The 19,626-nt window shown below is 71.0% G+C and carries 4 protein-coding genes; all 4 read left to right on the plus strand.

The features are described from left to right. Positions 1-339: 339 nt before the first annotated feature. The gene (locus OG302_RS42375; protein ID WP_371524556.1) at positions 340-16,668 is read left to right on the plus strand and encodes an amino acid adenylation domain-containing protein; all 16,329 of its coding nucleotides are present in this window, start codon (positions 340-342) and stop codon (positions 16,666-16,668) included. 9 nt (positions 16,669-16,677) lie between these two features. After that, positions 16,678-16,890: an MbtH family protein gene (locus tag OG302_RS42380; protein ID WP_371524554.1), complete on the plus strand. Its 213-nt coding sequence runs from the start codon at positions 16,678-16,680 to the stop codon at positions 16,888-16,890. 79 nt (positions 16,891-16,969) lie between these two features. Further along, positions 16,970-18,154, plus strand: coding sequence for a cytochrome P450 (locus tag OG302_RS42385; protein WP_371524552.1), 1,185 nt, complete (start codon positions 16,970-16,972; stop codon positions 18,152-18,154). 59 nt (positions 18,155-18,213) lie between these two features. Beyond that, entirely contained in the window at positions 18,214-19,506 is a 1,293-nt protein-coding gene (locus OG302_RS42390) for an activator-dependent family glycosyltransferase (protein WP_371524550.1), read from the plus strand. Positions 19,507-19,626 lie beyond the last annotated feature (120 nt).

Consider the following 19,626-nt stretch of genomic DNA (forward strand, 5'->3'; position numbering starts at 1 on the left):
GAAGAGGTCGCGGAGGGGGTTGGCGTTGTGCCTTTACCGTCCGCGGGTCTCGTCGGCCCGCTTTCCGGTGAACGGCACCAGGCCGGCTTCGTATGCCGCGTGCCTGCTGCTGTCGATGGAGTCCTGAACCAGCCGCCGCTCGACCGCCCGGGCCTGCCCGGCAACCAGGTGCCCAGGGCGTCGCACCGCAGGCGACGCTCGGCGAGGCCCGCCGACAGACCGGCGAGCGAACCACATCCAGGTCACCCAGGGATCTGAGTACCCAAAGAAAATGTTTGCATGCGCAACTTGTGATGGATCGACCCTGCCCGTGGACCAGATAAACAGGAGTGCTGAGTCGTGATCCCCTTGTCTTTTGCACAGCGGCGCCTGTGGTTCATCGACAGGATCGAGGGGCCGTCGGCGATGTACACCGTGCCGTTCCTCATCCGGCTCACGGGACGGGTCGACACCCCGGCGCTCACCGCCGCGGTGCGCGATGTGGTGGCCCGCCACGAGAGTCTGCGGACCTTGATCGTGGAGAGCGCCGAAGGCGTCCCCGCCCAGCAGGTGGTGCCGGCCGAGGAAGTGCGGCTGGACATCGGGCTGATCGAGATCGCCCCGGACGAGTTGGACGAAGCGGTGCGGGAGGCCTCCGCGGTCACCCTCACACCGTTCGAGGAGATCCCGGTACGCGCCGTCCTCTTCCGTACGGGCGCCGAGGAACACCATCTGCTGCTGCTGATCCATCACATGGCCTGCGACGGCGAGTCCATCGCCCCGCTCGTCCGGGACCTGAGCGCCGCCTACACCGCACAGGTCGAGGGCCGTACCCCGGACTGGCCCGAACTGGCGGTCCAGTACGCCGACTACACGCTCTGGCAGCGCGAACTGCTCGGTGACGAGAACGACCCGGACGGCCTCCTGGCCACCCAACTCGACTACTGGCGCGACGCGCTGGAGGGTATGCCGCCCTCGACGCGGTTGCCCATGGACCGGCCGCGCGGCCCGTTGCCGAGCCGCCGCGGCGATGTCGTCGAAGGCACCGTCGACGAGGAGCTGCTGGCCAGAGCGGAGGCGGCGGCCAAGCGCACCGGGTCGTCGGTGCCGATGGTGTTCCAGGCCGCCCTTGCCGTACTGCTGCACCAGCTGGGCGCGGGTGAGGACATCGCGCTCGGTTCCACCGTCGCCGGCCGCCAGGACCCGGACCTGGCCGACCTGGTGGGCTTCTTCGCCAACACCTGGGTCCTGCGCACCGACCTGTCGGGCCGGCCGACCTTCGACCAACTCCTCGCACAGGTACGGCACAAGGCGCTGACGGCGTACGACAACCAGGACGCGCCGTTCGAGCGCGTGGTGGAGGCACTCAACCCGGAGCGCTCCAGCGCCTACCACCCGCTGTTCCAGGTGATGTTCACCTGGTCGACCGGTGCCCGCCTGGAGTTCGGTCTGCCGGGTGGCGTGCGGGCGCGTATCGCTCCGCTGTGGACGTCGATGGCCAAGTTCGACTTGGAGTTCAGCTTCTTCAACGAGCCCGGCACACCGGGCCTGTCCATCTGTCTCGAGTACGCGACAGACCATTTCGACCGGGCCACGGCGCAGGGATTCGTGGCACGCCTGGTACGGATCGTCGGCGATCTGCTCGACGAGCCGTCCCGCGCCGTTGCGCTGGCGGACGTGCTGACGGACGGCGAACGGGAGTGGGCCCTGCGCGCCATCGAGGGCGCGGCCGCCGACACCCCCGAGCTGACCGCCGCCGCACTGATCGAGCGTCAGGCGGCGGCGACCCCGCACGCCACGGCCGTGGTCGACGGCGGGCAAGAGCTGAGCTTCGCCGAGCTGGACGCGCGGGCCGAGCGACTGGCACGGGAGCTGACCGCCCGCGGGATCGGACCGGAGCGCCTGGTGGGCCTGGCGCTGCCGCGCTCGGCCTCCCTGATCGTGGGCATGCTCGCGATCTGGAAGGCCGGTGCCGCCTACCTGCCGATCGACCCCCGGTACCCCGGAGCACGTCTGGGCCACATCCTGTCCGACGCGGGCCCGGACCTGGTACTGACCGACACCGCCGGCGCGAAGGTGCTCCCGGCGGCGGACATCCCCCGCCTGTGCGTCGACGAGGTGGACTTCAACGCGGCCGGCCCGGCGGCGGAACCGGCCGTCGGCCTGCCCGCGCACGCCGCCTACGTGATGTACACATCGGGGTCGACCGGCACGCCGAAGGGCGTGGTGATCACCCATCGGGATGTCGTCAACGGCGTGTTGCGGCTCGCCGACGTCGTCGGTATCGGTGCGGGCACGCGCGTTCTGGCCGGTACGTCGGTCAACTTCGACGTGTCCGTCTTCGAGGCCGTGACCACCCTGGCGCGGGGCGGCATCCTCGAGGTGGTGCGCGACGTCCTCGTCATCGGCGAACGGGGCGGCTGGTCCGGCGGCGTCATCAGCACGGTTCCCTCGGTCTTCACCGAACTCCTCGACCAGGCAGGAGGGATGATCCGGGCCCAGACAGTGGTCTTCGCCGGCGAGGCCCTCCCGGCCGCGCTGGTGAAGCGGACCCAGGACGCCATTCCGGGCGTGCGGGTGATCAACGCCTACGGCCAGACGGAGTCGTTCTACGCCACCGCCTTCACCGCCGGCGAGGCGTGGACGGCAACCGCGGCCACCGCACCCATCGGCGTCCCGCTGGCCAATATGGGCGCCTATGTTCTTGGCCCCGGCCTTCAACTGCTGCCCCCCGGCGTCGTCGGTGAGCTGTACGTGGCAGGAAACGTGGCGCGCGGATACCTCGGCAGGGCCCGGCTGACCGCCGAACGGTTCATGGCTGATCCCTTCGGCCCGGCCGGTGCACGCATGTACCGCACCGGTGATCTCGCCCGCTGGGGGGCCGACGGCCAACTGGAGTGCGTCGGCCGTGCCGACGAGCAGGTCAAGGTGCGCGGCTTCCGCATCGAGCCGGGCGAGGTGGAGGCCGCGCTGACCGCCCACCCCGCGGTGGCCCAGGCCCTGGTGACCACCTGCCGGCACGAAGGCCGTGACCACCTGGTGGGCTATGCGGTGCCGGCCGCCGGGCGGGAGCCGGGACAGTCGGCGGTGGAGAGCCTGGGAGACCTCGACATCGACCTCACGGCCACCGTCTCACCGCGCGACCTGCGCACGTTCCTGTCCGCCAGGCTTCCCGAGTTCATGGTGCCTTCGGTCTTCGTCATGCTGGACCGGCTGCCGCTGGCCCCCAACGGCAAGCTGGACCGCAAGGCGCTGCCGGCACCGGAGTTCACCGGCTCGACCTATCGCGCCCCTGCCACGCCGGGTGAAGTGATACTCGCCCGTGTCTACGCCGACGTGGTCGGCCTGGACCGGGTCGGGGTGGATGACGACTTCTTCGCGCTCGGCGGCGACAGCATCCGTTCCATCCAGGTCGTCGCGCGGGCCAGGACCCAGGGCATCGAGGTCACTCCCCGGCAGATCTTCGAGTGCCGCACCGTCGCAGAACTCGCCCGCGTCGCCACGAGCGAGGGCCGCACGCAACCGGAACTGGAGGAGCTGCCGGGCGGTGGCGTGGGCTTCGTGCCCCTGCCGCCCGTCGGCCACTATCTGGAGGAATTGGGCGGGAACGCCGACCGGTTCACCATGGCGATGACGGTGGACCTCCCGACGGGGATGGACCGGGACGGCCTGGTGGCGACGCTGTCAGCCGCCTTCGACCGGCACGACATCCTGCGCTCCCGGCGGATCGCCGGCCGGGCACCGGGGCTGGAGGTGACCGCGCCCGGAACCGTCGACGTGCAGCCGCTCATCCACAGGGTGGCGAGCGAGGGAACGTGGGACGACGCCTGGCGGCAGCGGGCGCAGAGCGAACTCGACGCCGCGGCAAGCCGGTTGGACTCCGCGAACGCAGTGATGGCGCAGTTCGTGTGGTTCGACACGGGCACCGGCACCCCGGGACGCCTCAGCATCCTGCTGCACCACCTCGTGGTGGACGGCGTATCGTGGCGCATCCTGCTGCCCGACCTCGCCGCCGCCTGGCGGACGATCCGCGACGGCGACACCCCGCAACTGCCCCCGACCGCCACCTCGGTCCGCCGCTGGACGCATGCGCTCACCGAGGCCGCGACCGGAGAGCGGGCGGCGGAACTCGGGCTGTGGCGCCGGATGGTCTGCGGACCCGACCCGATTCTTGGCGCCAGGCCGTTCGACCCGGCCGTGGACACCATCGCCACGGTCGAGCGGGTCCGACTGGACCTGCCGATCGAGACCACCAGGGTCCTGCTGACCACCCTGCCCGCCGCCTACCGCGGCGGCGTCAACGACGGCCTGCTGACCGGGCTCGCCCTCGCCGTCGCCGCCTGGCGCGGGCGGCGCGGCCTCGACGAGCCCTCGACGCTGGTCCGCCTGGAGGGCCACGGGCGCGAGGAGGACGTCGTCCCCGGCGCCGACCTCTCCCGCACGATGGGCTGGTTCACCAGCATGTACCCCGTCCGCCTCGACGTGTCCGGGATCGACCTCGACCAGGCGCTCGCGGGCGGTGCGGCGACAGGCGCCGCGGTCAAGGCCGTCAAGGAGCAACTGCTCGCCGTCCCCGACAAGGGCATCGGCTACGGCATGCTGCGCCACCTGAACGCCGAGACCAGGGCAGACCTGGAGCGCTACGGATCCGGGCAGATCGTCTTCAACTACCTGGGGCGCTACACGGGTTCGGCCAACATGCCCCAGGACCTGCACGGCCTGGGCTTCACCCAGGTCGAGGACACCGTCACACTGACGCCCCCGCTGGACGGGGACATGTCCGCCCTTGCCACCCTGGCCGTCAACGCGCATGTCGTCGACACCGAGCAGGGCCCGCGGCTGGAGGCGAGCCTGGACTACCCCTCCGGGCTGCTGGCCGAGACGGATGTCCGCGAGCTCGCCGACCTGTGGCGGACCGCCCTGGCGGGCGTGGCCCGGCATGCCGGGCAGTCGGATGCCGGCGGCCTCACGCCTTCGGACGTTCCCCTGGTCACGGTGGGTCAGGGCGAGCTCGACCGCTGGCAGGAGCAGTACCGGGGCATGGCCGACGTGTGGCCCGTGACCGCGATGCAGGACGGGCTGCTCTTCCACGCCGAACTCGCCGGCGCGGCCGTCGACGTCTACCAGATGCAGTTCACGTTCCACCTGACGGGCGAGGTCGAACCGCACAGGATGAGGGCGGCCGGACAGGCGCTGCTCGACCGCTATCCCAACCTGCGGACAGCGTTTGTCACCGACAGCGCGGGCGACCGGGTCCAGATCGTCCGGAACGGAATCGAACTGCCCTGGCAGGAGCTGGACCTGGCCTCCCTGCCCCAACCACAGCAGGAGGAGCAGCGCAGGCGCTTCCTCGCCGCGGAGCACAGCACCCACTTCGACCCGGCCCGGGCGCCGCTGGTGCGGTTCTCGCTCGTCAAGCTGGCAGCCGACCGCTGGGACCTGGTCCTCACCGCCCACCACGTCCTCTTCGACGGCTGGTCGGTCCCCCTGCTCATGCTGGACCTGCTGCGTCTGTACCGTTCAAACGGCGACGCCTCCCAGCTGGGCAGGGCGCCCGCCTACCGCGACTTCCTGACGTGGCTCTCCCATCAGGACCGTACGGCGACGGCCCGCGCCTGGGAGCGGGAGCTGGAGGGCGTCGACGAGCCCACGCTGTTGGTACCCGACGCTCCCGCCGCGGACGGCGAATCCGTCGGAGTCGGCCAGCTGGACGTGCCGCTCACCCCGCAGCAGTCCGACCGGCTCTCCCGCCGCGCCGGCGAGCTGGGCCTGACCCTCAACACGCTGGTCCAAGGCGCGTGGGGCATGCTGCTGTCCGGCCTGACCGGACAGCGGGACGTGACCTTCGGCGCCACGGTCTCGGGGCGTCCGCCGCAGGTCGAGGGCGTGTCCGAGATGGTCGGCACGTTCATCAACACCCTTGCGGTCCGCATGGACTGCGCCCCCGGCCACTCCCTGCGCACTCTTTTGACCGGACTCCAAGAACGGCAGAGCGCGCTCCTGGACCACCACCACTTCGGCCTCCTGGAGATGCACCAGCTCACCGGCGTGCGCACGCTCTTCGACACCCTGGTGGTCTACGAGTCGTACCCCATCGACAGTGCGGCACTGGACGACGCCTACGCGGCCGCCGGAATCCGGGTGAGCGGGCTGAGCCCGCTCAGCAGTACCCACTACCCGCTGGTGGTGATGGCGTCCGCCGAGCCGCATCTGGCCATCGCCCTCCAGTACCAGCACCACCTCGTGCCCCCGGAGCAGGCCGCTGTCATCGCCCGGCGCCTGGGACGCATCCTCGTCCGGCTGGCCGAGGACCCGGAGCTGCCGTTCAGCAGCATGGACCTGCTGGATCCCGCCGAGCGCGAGCGCATCCTCGTCGACGTCAACCGGACCGCCGCCGAGACTCCCGACGCGACCATCCCCGACCTGTTCGAGCGACAGGCCGCAAAGACACCGGACCGGTCCGCGGTGACCTGCGGCGGCGTCACGCTGACCTATGCGCAGCTCAACGCCCGCGCCGACCGTCTCGCCAGCGCGCTGGCCGCACGGGGCGTCGGACCGGAAACCGTCGTCGGCCTGGCGATGCCCCGCTCGGCCGACCTCGTCACTGCCATGCTCGGCATCTGGAAGGCCGGCGGCGCGTATCTGCCCATCGACCCGGAAAACCCCGGTTCCCGGGTGGAGCACATGCTGAGCGTCACCCGGCCCCAACTGCTGCTCACCCGGTCCGGCACCGCCGACGCGCTGCCGGGCACCGATGTTGCGACCTTGCTCATCGACGACGTCGATCTCGCCGCCGACGGCCCGCTCACGGGGCAGGTGAAGGGACTGTCACCACAGCACGCCGCCTACGTGATGTTCACCTCCGGCTCCACGGGCGTGCCCAAGGCAGTGGTGGTCAGCCACGCCAACGTCGTCAACGGGGTGACGCGGCTCGCCGAGCGGGTGGGGGTGGACGCGGACACCCACATGCTCGCGGGCGCCTCGATCAACTTCGACGTATCCGTCTTTGAGATCGTCACCACGCTGGTTCACGGTGGCCGTGTCGAGGTCGCCGGGAACGCCCTCGTGCTTGCCGAACGCGAGGCGATGACGGCGAACGTGATCAGCACCGTCCCGTCGGTCTTCGCCGCGCTGGGCGGCCGGATACCTGCCCTTCCCGACCGGGCCACCCTGGTCTTCGCAGGGGAGAAGCTGCCGACCGGGCTGGTGAGGCGCATCCGGCAGGAACGGCCCGAGGTCCGCATCGTCAACGCCTACGGGCAGACCGAGTCGTTCTACGCCACGACGTTCGGCGTCCCGGCGGAGCAACCCCGGTGGGACAGCGGCAGCGTCCCGATCGGGACGCCGATCGGAAACCTGCGCACCTATGTCCTGGGGCCCGCCCTCGCGCCGGCCCCGCCCGGCGTGACGGGCGAGTTGTACGTCGCCGGGGACATCGCGCGCGGCTACGCCGGCCGGGCCGCCCTGACCGCTGAGCGCTTCGTCGCCGACCTCTACGGCCCCGCGGGTGCGCGGATGTACCGCACCGGAGACCTGGCCCGCTGGACGGCCGACGGACAGATCGAGTACGTCGGCCGCGACGACAACCAGGTCAAGATCCGTGGTGTCCGCGTCGAACCCGCCGAGATCGAGAGCGCGTTGGCCACCCACCCGGATGTCACGCAGGCCGTGGTCATCGCCCGCAGCACAGCCGAGGAAGGGGACCGGCAGCTCGTCGCCTACGTCGTGCCCGCCACCCCGCACGCCGACGGCACGGACCTGGCCGCCACCCTGCGCGGCTATCTGCGCGAGCGGCTGCCCGCACACCTGGTGCCCGCCGCCGTCGTCGCCCTCGACTCGGTCCCGCTGACCGTCAACGGCAAGCTGGACCGGGAGGCGCTGCCCGCACCGCACTTCGCCGCGGCGGCCGCGGGCAGCGATCCGCGCACTCCTCAAGAGGAACTGCTGTGCGAGCTGTTCGCCGAGGTCCTGCATGTCGACCGGGTGGGTGTCGACGACGACTTCTTCGCTCTCGGCGGCCACTCGATCATGGCCATCAAGCTCGTCAACCGCATCCGGTCCGTGCTGCGCACCGAAGTGGAGCTGCGTACCCTCTTCGCCGCTCCGACCGTGGCCGAGCTCGTCCCGCATCTGGACCGGTCCGGGGCGGCCCGCGCACCGCTGGCTCCTCCCGCGACGCTGCCCGCGCGGCTCCCGCTGTCCTTCTCCCAGCAACGGCTGTGGTTCCTGCACAAGTTCGAGGGCCGCGCGGCGACCTACAACATGCCGATCGTCCTCCGGCTCAGCGGGGATCTGAACGTGCGAGCCCTGGAGGAGACAGTCAATGACCTCGTGACCAGGCACGAGATCCTGCGCACCGTCTACCGCGAGACCGACGGGCGGCCCTACCAGCACATTCTCGGGCCGCAGGAGGCCCGCATCGCCCTGCCCGTACGCCCGGTCGCGGACGCGGACAAACTGGCCGGGGCCATCGTCGCGGTCGCCCGCCACCCCTTCGACATCGCCTCCGAGATTCCGCTCAAGGCCGCACTGTTCGGCACCGGCCCGGACGAGTTCACCCTGGTCCTCGTGATCCACCACATCGCGGCCGACGGATGGTCCGCGACCCCCCTTGCCAAGGACCTGGCCACCGCCTACGCGGCCCGCGCCCGGGGCGAGGCCCCCCAGTGGGCACCACTGCCGCTGCAGTACGCGCATTACGCCCTGTGGCAGCAGGAGCTCCTGGGCCGCGACGCCGACCCGGACAGCCTGTTCAGCAGGCAGTGCCGCTACTGGTCCCAGCAGCTGGCGGGGCTGCCCGAAACGGTCACCTTCCCGACCGACCGGCCGCGCCCCGCGGAGCTCGACCGCAGCGGCGACCTCCTCGAGTTCGCCCTGGACGCGACCCTTCACGAGGGAATCGTCTCGCTTGCCCGGGCCACCAACACCACCCCCTTCATGGTGCTCCAGGCGACCATGGCCGCCCTGTTCACCCAGCTCGGCACAGGTACCGACATCGCGCTCGGCAGCGGCATCGCGGGTCGGATCGACCAGAACCTGGACGACCTGATCGGCCTCTTCGTCAACGTGCAGGTCATGCGCATCGACACCTCGGGCGACCCGACCTTCGTCGAACTGCTCGACCGCACGCGCCGGACGAGCCTGGCCGCGTACACCCATCAGGACATCCCCTTCGAGGCTCTGGTGGAGAAGCTCAACCCGGAACGCTCGGCATCGATCAATCCGCTCTTCCAGGTCGCCCTGATCCTGCAGAACACCGAGGACGCGGACTTCGAGCTGCCCGGTGTGCGGGTCACGAGCGAGGGCACGGGCACCGGCACGTCCCGCTACGACGTGACACTGAGCCTGACCGAGAGGTTCCACGACCGCACCGCGCCGGATGGCATACACATCGCCGTCGAGTACTCCACGGAGCTCTTCGACGCCTCGACGATCGAAATGGTGATCGCCCGCTGGGAACGGCTGCTCGCCGCCGCCGTCCTGGACCCCGCACAGCACATCGGCGGGGCGGGTGAACTCACCGCCGAGGAGCGCGGCACCCTGCTCGCGGGCGAGCAGCGCACCGGACAGGAGGTGGCAGCGGCCACCTTCCCGGACCTCTTCCGCGAACAGCTGCTGCGGGCCCCGCAGGCACCGGCGGTCGAGTTCGGCGGCCAGGTGTGGTCGTACCAGGAGCTGAATGAGCGGGCGAACCGCATTGCGCACTGGCTGATCGCGCGGGGCATCGGCGCCGAGCAGCCGGTCGGCGTCGCCATGCCGCGCAGCGCCGACCAGGTCGCCGTGGTCCTGGGCATCTTCAAGGCGGGCGCGGTATTCCTGCCGGTCGATCCGGACTATCCGTCCGATCGCATCCGGTTCATGCTCGATGACGCCGCTCCCGCCGTCCTGCTGGCCACGGCGGGCATCGCGACGGGGCTGCCGGCGTGCCCGGGCACCGATGTGGTGGCCGTCGACACCCCCGAAGTGGCCCAGGCCTGGCGGGACGGTCCGGTCACGGACCCGGACGTCGCCCTGGCCCCCGCGCATCCCGCGTACCTCATCTTCACCTCCGGCTCGACCGGACGGCCCAAGGGCGTCGTCGCCACCCACGCCGGTATCGCGGCCCTCAGCCGCACCACACAGGACCGCCTCGCGCTGAGCCCGGACTCCCGTGTCATCCAGGTCGCCGCGCCCAGCTTCGACGCCGCCTTCTGGGAGTACGTGCAGACCCTCACGACCGGCGCCACCCTGGTGGTCCCACGTGAACAGCGCCTCGTCGGCGAGGACTTGGCCCACAACCTGGCCGAACTCGACATCACCCACGTCATGCTGCCGCCCAGCGTGCTCGCCGCACTCCCGGCCGACGCGCCGCGCACGCTGACCGGACTGCGCACCGTCACCGTCGGTGGCGAGGCGTGCCCACCGGCGCTGGCCGCCGCCTGGTCGCCGGGACGCCGTTTCGTCAACGCCTACGGCCCCGCCGAGACCACCGTGTGCGGCGCGGTCAGCGCCCCACTGGGCACCGGCCGCATACCCATCGGCACCGCGGTGGACGGAAACCGGCTGCGGGTGCTCGACGACCGGCTCGCCCCGGTCGAACCGGGCGTCCCCGGCGAGCTGTACATCGCCGGACCCAGCCTGGCCCGGGGCTACCTGAACCGCCCGGATCTCACCGCCGAGCGCTTCGTCGCGGACCCGTTCGGCCCCGCTGGCACCCGCATGTACCGGACCGGGGACATCGTGCGCCGCAGTGCCGACGGGCAGCTCGACTATCTCGGCCGCAGCGACGACCAGGTCAAGATCAACGGGCTGCGCATCGAGCCCGGCGAGATCACCGCAGCCATGGAACAGCACCCGGGCGTCGGACAGGCCGTGGCAACGTCCTACCGGGGCAAGGACGGTCGGCAGCGCCTGGTGGGCTATGCCGTGCCCGCCACGCCGGGGAGCCGCGGCCCGGACGCCGACGACCTGCGCGCCTTCCTGTCCCAGAGGCTGCCGGAGTTCATGGTGCCCTCGGTGTTCCTACTGCTGGACAGTCTGCCGCTGACGGCCAACGGCAAGCTCGACAAGGCCGCCCTGCCCGCGCCGCCGACCACGACGGCGAGCAGCTACCGGGCTCCCGAGACCAAGGCGGAGAAGACGCTCGCCGCGATCTTCGCCGAGATCCTGGGGCAGGACCGGGTCGGCGTCGACGACGACTTCTTCGTGGTCGGCGGCGACAGCATCCGCTCCATCCAGGTCGTCTCCCGAGCCCGCGAACAGGGCGTGGCGATCACGCCGCGGCTGATGTTCAAGCACCGGACCGTGGCCGCCCTCGCCGAGGCCGCCGAGGCCGCCGCGGCCGGCGGACGGCCCGGCACGGACCGCCGGGAGCCTGCCGGGGGAGGACTCGGCTGGATGCCGCTGCTTCCCGTGATGCGGCAGATAAACGAACACGTCGGAAACCACGACGGATTCACGATGTCGACGGTGCTGCAGCTGCCGACGGGCATCGACGAGAGCGGACTGGTCGCGACCCTTGCCGCGGTCGTCGACCATCACGACATGCTGCGCTCCCGCCTGCGCACCCACGCCGGGGAGCAGGGCCTGGACGCGGCCGCGCCCGGCACCGTCGACGTGGCGTCGCTCATCCGCCGCAGGCACTGCCCCGGCGACTGGAGCGACCCCGCCTGGCGGCAGGAGACCAAGGCCGAGGTCGCCGCCGCCGCCCGTGAACTGGACGCGGAAGCAGGCCGGATGGCCCGCTTCATCTGGTGCGACGCGGGCCCGGACACCGCCGGGCGGCTGATCGTCGTCCTGCACCACCTGGTGACCGACGGGGTTTCCTGGCACATCCTGCTGTCCGACCTCGCTCAGGCCTGGGACGCCGTGCGACAGGGCCGCTCGCCGCAGCCGGCCGCGGTGCCCACCCCCCTGCGCAGCTGGTCATACGGCCTGGTGCAGGCCGCCGCGGCACCCGATCGGGTCGCTGAACTCGACCTCTGGCGGGACGTGCTGGACCGGCCCGAGCCGCCGCTCGGCGCCCGGCCACTGGACCCGGCCGTCGACGTCCGCGCGACCGTGGACACGGTGCGGGTCACACTGGACCACCAAACCACCGAAGCACTCCTGACCACCCTGCCCGCCGCCTTCCACAGCGGTGTCGACGACGGCCTGCTCACCGCACTCGCCCTGGCCCTGGCCGGGTGGTACCGGACACGGGGCATCGACGAACGCTCGGTACTGATCCGCCTCGAAGGACACGGCCGTGAGGAGGGCGCGGTACCCGGCGCCGATCTCACCCGCACCATCGGCTGGTTCACCAGCATCTATCCCGTCCGCCTCGACGTCGGCGGCATCGACCTGCAGGACGCCGTCGCAGGTGGCCGCACCGCCGGGTACGCCGTGAAGACGGTCAAGGAACAGCTCCACGCGATCCCGGACAAAGGCATCGGCTACGGCCTGCTGCGCCACCTCAACCCGAAGACCGCCGAGATCCTCAAGGGGTACGGCGACGGACAGGTCGCCTTCAACTACCTCGGCCGGCTCGGCCCGGTCGCTTCCGCACAGCAGGACAGCGACGCGGGCTGGACGATGGCCGACGACCTGGGCGACCTCGCGCCGCAGCCCAACGCACCGGCCCTGGCCGCGGTGGACATCACCGCCTTCTCCGCCGAGACCGCGCAGGGCCCGCAGCTGACCGCCGACTTCGCCTTCGCCACCGGACTGCTCACCCGGGAAGAAGCGCGAGAACTCGCAACCCTGTGGCGCACGGCCCTGGAAGGCCTGGCCCGGCATGCCACCGCTGCGGGGGCAGGCGGCCTGACGCCGTCGGACGTGCCGCTGGTCCGGGTACGCCAGCGGGACCTGGAAGTCTGGGAGGAGCGCTACCCGGACATGGTCGACGTATGGCCGCTGACCTCGCTGCAGTCCGGCCTGCTCTTCCAGAGCCAGCTGGACGGCGCCGAGTTCGACGCCTACCAGGTGCAGCTGGTCTTCCACCTGACCGGACGGGTGGACCCGCAGCGGATGAGGGCGGCCGGCCAGGCTCTGCTCGACCGCTACGACAGCCTGCGCACCGCATTCGTGACCACAGCCGCCGGCGAATCCGTGCAGCTACTCCTCGACCGCGTCGAGCTCCCCTGGCACGCCATGGACTGGAGCGGCCTGCCCGAGCGGGAGCAGGAGGAGAGACTGCGGGACCTGCAGGACCGGGACCGGGCCACGCCCTTCGACCCGGCCGACCCGCCCCTGCTGCGCCTGACCCTCGTACAGCGGGGGCCCGAGCGCCACGAGCTGGTGATGACCGTCCATCACATCGTGTACGACGGCTGGTCGTCGCCGCTCGTGCTGCAGAGCCTGCTGCACTTGTACGCCACCTTCGGGGATGCCGGACGACTGAACCGGGTGCGCCCGTACCGGGACTTCCTCGACTGGCTGTCGCACCAGGACAAGGAGGAGGCGGCACAGGCGTGGCGGGCCGAGCTGGACGGCCTTGACGAGCCGACGCTGGTGGCTCCCCGGAGCCAGCAGCAAGAGGGAGGCGGCCACTGCAGGACGCCGGTCGAGCTGGACCGCGACACGGCGCGCCGCCTGTCACGGCGCGCCGCCGAACTCGGCATCACCCTCAACAGCCTGGTGCAGGGCGCCTGGGCACTGCTCATCGCAAGCCACACGGGCCGCCAGGACGTAGTGTTCGGCGCCACGGTCTCGGGGCGGCCGCCACAGGTGGCGGGCATGGACGAGATGGTGGGCCTGTTCATCAACACCCTCCCGGTCCGGGTGCGGACGACGGCCGGACAGAGCGCGGCCGACCTGCTGCTCGACCTCCAGGAGCGGCAGGCCGCGCTGATGGACCACCACTTCCTCGGCCTCGCCGAGATCCACCAGGCCGTCGACCTGCCCGTGCTCTTCGACTCGGTGGTGGTCTTCGAGTCCTACCCGGCCGGCGGGGACGACCTCGACGAGACGCTGAGCGCGGCCGGCATCGCGATCACCGGAATGGACTGGGAAGCGGCGGTGCACTACCCGCTCGCCCTGTTCGCCACCGCTGACCCGGATCTCCAACTGATGCTGGGCTACCGTGACCATGCCTTCGACACCGAGACCGTACAGCGTCTGGCGCACCGCCTGACACGGATCCTCGGCGACCTCGCGGCGGACCCCGCCATCCCGGTGAGCGGGATCGATCCCATGGCACCGGCCGAGCGCGAGCTCGTGCTGACCGGGTTCAACGACACCGTCTCCGAGGTCCCCTGGGCCACCGTGGCCGCACTGTTCGAGCAGCGGGCCGCCCGACGTCCCGACGCGGACGCCGTGCTGTGCGGTGACACCACCCTCACCTACCGGGAGCTCGACGAGCGGGCCGACCGGCTCGCACGGGTGCTGGCGGCGAGCGGTGTGGGCCAGGAGTCGCCGGTCGGGCTCGCCCTCCCGCGCTCGCCGGAGTACATCGTCGCCGTGCTGGCCATCGCGAAGGCGGGCGGCGTGTATCTGCCCCTCGACCCGGCCTACCCGGCCGAGCGGATCGCCTTCATGCTGAGCGACGCCAAACCCGCTCTTCTGGTGACCGATACGCAGACCTCGGCCGGGCTGCCCGAGAGCGACTGCCCGCTCCTGGTCATCGACGGGCCCCAGGCCGCCCGGGAGATCGCGGCGGCGGAGCCGCTCGCTGCAGGCCCGGACGGGCATCCGGACCAGCTCTGCTACGTGGTGTACACCTCCGGCTCCACGGGCCGGCCCAAGGCGGTGGGCATCTCCCACCGGTCGCTGGCGGTTCTGTCGGCGGACCGCGGCTACGACGAGAGCCGCCTGGAGCGCGTTCTCATGCACCACACACAGGCGTTTGACACCTTCACCTACGAACTGTGGGCCGCCCTGCTCCGCGGCGGCGCAGTCGTCATCCTCCCGTCCGGCCGACTGGATCCGGCGGGCCTCACGCGGATGATCGTCGAACAGGGCGTCACCGGACTCATCATGCCGGCGGGCCAGTTCATGGCCTTCGCCGATGAGGCACCCGAGGCGTTCCGCGGCGCCCGTGAGGTGTGGACGGTCGGCGACGTGGTGACCCCGGCCGCCCTGGAGCGGGTGCTGTGCGCATGCGCCGACCTGACCATCGTGAACGGGTACGGCCCGACCGAGACCACCGCGGCCACCACCATGCACGTCATCACCGGCAGGGACGACCTCGGCGAGGCCGTACCGATCGGGCGCCCGATGGACAACACCCGCCTGTATGTGCTGGACGCGGCGCTGCGACCGGCGCCGGTGGGGGTTGTCGGGGACCTGTACGTCGCCGGCGAACGGTTGGCCCGCGGATATCTGGACCGGTACGGCCTCACCGCGGAGCGCTTCGTGGCCTGCCCCTTCGGCGGGCCGGGCGAGCGGATGTACCGCACCGGCGACCTGGCAGCCTGGACGCCGGAGGGCCGCCTCCTGTTCCGGGGCCGCGTCGACAACCAGGTCAAGGTCCGGGGCTTCCGGATCGAACTCGGTGAGGTGGAGGCGGTGCTCGCCGACCATCCGCAGGTCGCGCAGGCCGTCGTGATCACCCGTGACCAGCCGGGCATCGGCAGGCACCTCGTCGCCTACGTCACCCCGGCCGAGGGGGAGCGGCCCGACCCGGACACCTTGCGGTCCTTCACCGGGCAGCGGCTACCGGAGCACATGGTGCCCTCTGCGGTCCTGGTCATGGAGAGTCTGCCGCTGGCCGTGACCGGGAAGGTCGACCGCAGGCTGCTGCCCGTACCCGAGTTCCTCAGCCACACCGCCTACCGGGCTCCCCGCAACGCCCAGGAGGAGCTGCTGGCAAGCGTGTTCGCGCAGATTCTCGGCGTGGAGCGGGTCGGCATCGACGACGACTTCTTCGCTCTCGGCGGCCACTCGCTCCTCGCCACCAGGCTCATCAGCCGGATCCGCACGGTGCTGAGCGCGGAGGTCCCGATCCGCAGCGTGTTCCAGGCGCCGACCGTCGCCAAACTGGTCGAGCACCTGACCGGGGGCCTGCGGGACCCCGGCGACGGCGGCCCCTTCGACACGCTGCTGCCGCTGCGGACCGGCGGGAGCCGAACGCCCCTGTGGCTCCTCCACCCCGGATTCGGACTGTGCTGGTCCTACCTGGGGCTGGCCACCCAGGTGGGGGACCGCCCGGTGTACGGCATCCAGGCGCGCGGCTTCGACGGCGCACCGCTGCCGGCCGACTTCGCGGCCATGGTCACCGACTACACGGAACAGATCCTCGCCGTACAGCCGCACGGCCCGTACCAGCTGGCCGGGCACTCGCTGGGCGGCTCCCTGGCCCACGCCATCGGTGCCGAACTCCAGCGCCGCGGCTACGAAGTGGCCCTAGTGGCGCTCCTCGACGCCGTTCCGAGCAGCGGGTTCGCACAACTGGCGGAGGCCCACCTCACCCGGTCGGAGGCGCGCGACTTCCTGGACGACTACCTGCCGGGCACCGCCGATGACGACGACCGCCGCAACATCGTCGAGAACGGTGCCACGGTCATCGTCGAACACTCCCGGATGGTCGCGGAATTCACCCAGCCCACCTACCGCGGCACCGTGCTGTTCTTCAGCGCGACACAGAGCCCCGAGGTGCGGCCCGCCCCCTGGGAGCCGCACGTCGACGGCGAGCTGCTCACCTTTGACATCGACGCCACGCACTTCGGACTGACCGAGCCGAAGCCCGCAGCCGAGATCTGCACCATCGTCAACCGCTACCTCCGTGACTGAGGAGACCGCGTGACCACGAACCCCTTCGACGACGAGAACGGCACGTTCTACGTCCTGGTGAACGACGAGGAACAGCACTCCCTATGGCCCTCCTTCGCACACATCCCGGACGGCTGGCGGATCGCCTTCGGTCCGGAGGACCGGCCGAAGTGCCTTGCCCACATAGAGGAGAACTGGACCGATCTGCGGCCCAGGAGCCTGCGCCTCGCCATGGGCGAGTAGCACCTGCGCCCGTACCAGCGCCCGTACAGAACGAGAAACAGGAGGGATGGAGATGACACAGCTCGCCGACCGCTGGGGAGTGAACCCCGCGTTCTTCTGGATGTGGGGTCACCGACCGGAGCAGCCCGTCAAGGTGGACGAGAGCGGGGTGTTCCATGTCTACGGTCACGCCGAGATCCTGGAGGTCTACGGCGACCCGCAGGTGTACTCGTCCAATGTGGAAGCCCTGCTGTTCGGGGCGCCCGAGGGCGAGACCCTCAGCGAGGGCGCGCTGAGCGCGGCCGACCCGCCCAAGCACACGAAGCTCCGCAAGATTGTCAGCCGTGCGTTCACCCCAAAGCTGGTGGCCGATCTCGAACCGCGGATCGCTGAGGTCACTGGTCAGCTCCTGGACGAGGCGGCGGGCCAGGGGCGCCTGGAACTGGTCGGGGACCTGGCGTATCCGATGCCGGTGATGGTGATAGCCGACATGCTCGGCGTGCCGCGCAGCGACCGCGACCTTTTCAAGCAGTGGGTGGACACCATCCTCACCGCCGCCGGCGAAGTGAACGTGGAAGACGCGGTCAAGGACGGCGCGGGCACGCAGCGCGAGGACGAGGACGTCGCGGCCGCCATGGGGCAAGTGCCCGAACTGATGGAGTACTTGCGCACGCATGCGGCCGAACGGCGCGCCAAGCCGCGCGAGGATCTGCTGACCAAGCTGGTCCAGGCGGAGGTCGACGGCGAGCGCCTGACTGACAACCAGGTGGTGAACTTCTCCAGGGAACTCCTCGTCGCAGGACACCTCACCACCAGCGCGACGATCGCCAACATGCTGCTGTGCCTGGATGCCCACCCGGAGCAGTTCGCCCGGCTGCGGGCGAACCCGGACCTCATCCCGGGGGCCGCCGAGGAAACCCTGCGGTTCCTCGGTCCGCTCGCGGCCTCCGCCCGCGCGACGGCCGAAGACACCGAGCTGGCCGGCGTCAAGATACCGAAGAAGAGCTTCGTCCGGCTCTGGCTCGGCGCCGGCAGCCGGGACGAGCGGGTGTTCGACCGGCCCGACGAGTTCGATCCCGGTCGCGACCCCAATCCGCACCTGGGATTCGGCCGCGGAATCCACTTCTGCATCGGCGCGCCACTCGCCCGCCTCGAGACCAGCATCTGCTTGCGGATGCTCCTGGACCGGTATCCCGGATTGCGGGCGGCCCCGGACGAGCGGCCGGAATTCTTGCCGCTGGATGACCTGCTGGCAGTGTCGAAACTCGAGATGCTCACCGCTTAGGCCGTTGCTGGAACAGCCTGCGAACCGTGGATGAGTTCGCTTCGAAGGAGGAAAGCGCCATGCGCGTCCTGTTCGTAGTCTTTCCCTGGCGAACCCACCTGCAGCACATGGTGCCGCTGGCCTGGGCACTGCAGTCGGCAGGCCACGAGGTCCGGGTCGCGAGCGGCCCGGAGCTGACGGACGCCGTCACCGCCTCGGGTCTGCCGGCCGTACCTGTAGGTCCCGAAGAACCCGTTTTCGGGAGGGTCGAACGCGAGCAGGGGGAGGTGTACCAGAAGCTCGTCGAAGCCCACGGCGAGCAGAACGACATCCTCGTCGACGTGTGCGAGGACCGCGAAGAGATCCTCACCTGGGAGCGCCTGCGGTGGGGGAGCCGGTTCCTGGCCGCCACCTCCCGGGCCTCCAATGATGCGATGGTCGAGGAGCTGGTGGAGTACTGCCGCTGGTGGCAGCCGGACCTGGTGCTCTGGGACTGGCTGAGCCACGCGGGCGCGATCGCGGCCACGGCGGTCGGAGTGCCGCACGGGCGCATGCGCACCGAGTTGGCCGTCGAGGACCGCGCCCGCCGGCATTTTCTGCGGGTGCGTCAGGAGCAGGCGCCCGAGGACCGCGAGGACCCGTTGGGGGACTGGCTGGGGGAGTGGGCGCAGAAGTTCGGTGCCGAGTTCTCCGAGGAGATGGTGACCGGGCAGTTCGCGATCGAGCAGATGGTCGGCTCGATGCGGCTGGAGTCGCCGTCGCCGCATCTTCCGCTGCGCTATGTCCCCTACAACGGGCCGTCGGTGGTGCCGCATTGGGCCCGACGCGACCCGGCCAAGCGGCGCGTCCTGGCCACCTTCGGACTCAGCCTGGCAACGGACCCGGCGACGGCCGCGTCCTCCTTGGAGCAGCTGCAGGGGATGCTGGATGCGCTGGCTGATCTGGACATCGAGCTGGTGGTGACGCTGCCCGAGCAGTTCCAGCGGGAGCTGGAGCGGGTTCCCGGCAATACCAGGCTGGTGGAGTTCGTTCCGCTGCACGCCGTCGTCCCCTCGTGCTCGGCTGTGATCCACCATGGCGGCGTGCCCGGGTTCCTGGAGGCGATCGCGCACGGGGTGCCGCAGCTGGTGATCGGCCGCGCCATGACCGATATCGGGGAGCGTGGCCCGCGGCTGGAGCGGTCCGGGGCCGGCCTGTGGATCCGGGGGGACGCTCCGGAGGACCTGGACGGGGGGCGGGTGCGGGAGCAGCTGGTGCGGCTGCTGGAGGATCCGTCGTTCGGGGAGGCCGCCGGACGGCTCGGCCAGGAGCTGGCGGCGCAGCCGTCACCCGCCGAGGTCGTCCGGGAACTGGAACGGATCGTGGAACGCTAGTGCTGCGTTCCTCGAAGAACGTTCCGGTAGCGGCATCGCCGGGGGCGGGACGGGGTGTCGCGCGGCCCTAGATCCAAGGTCGGGCGCGGGTGTTGAGCTGAGCGGTGGCCATTGCGGTGG

The organism is Streptomyces sp. NBC_01283, assembly GCF_041435335.1.
Classification (GTDB): domain Bacteria; phylum Actinomycetota; class Actinomycetes; order Streptomycetales; family Streptomycetaceae; genus Streptomyces.

Coding starts and splice junctions, on each gene's coding strand:
- OG302_RS42390 (WP_371524550.1), top strand. CDS start 18,214: ATGCGCGTCCTGTTCGTAGTCTTTCCCTGGCGAACCCACCTGCAGCAC.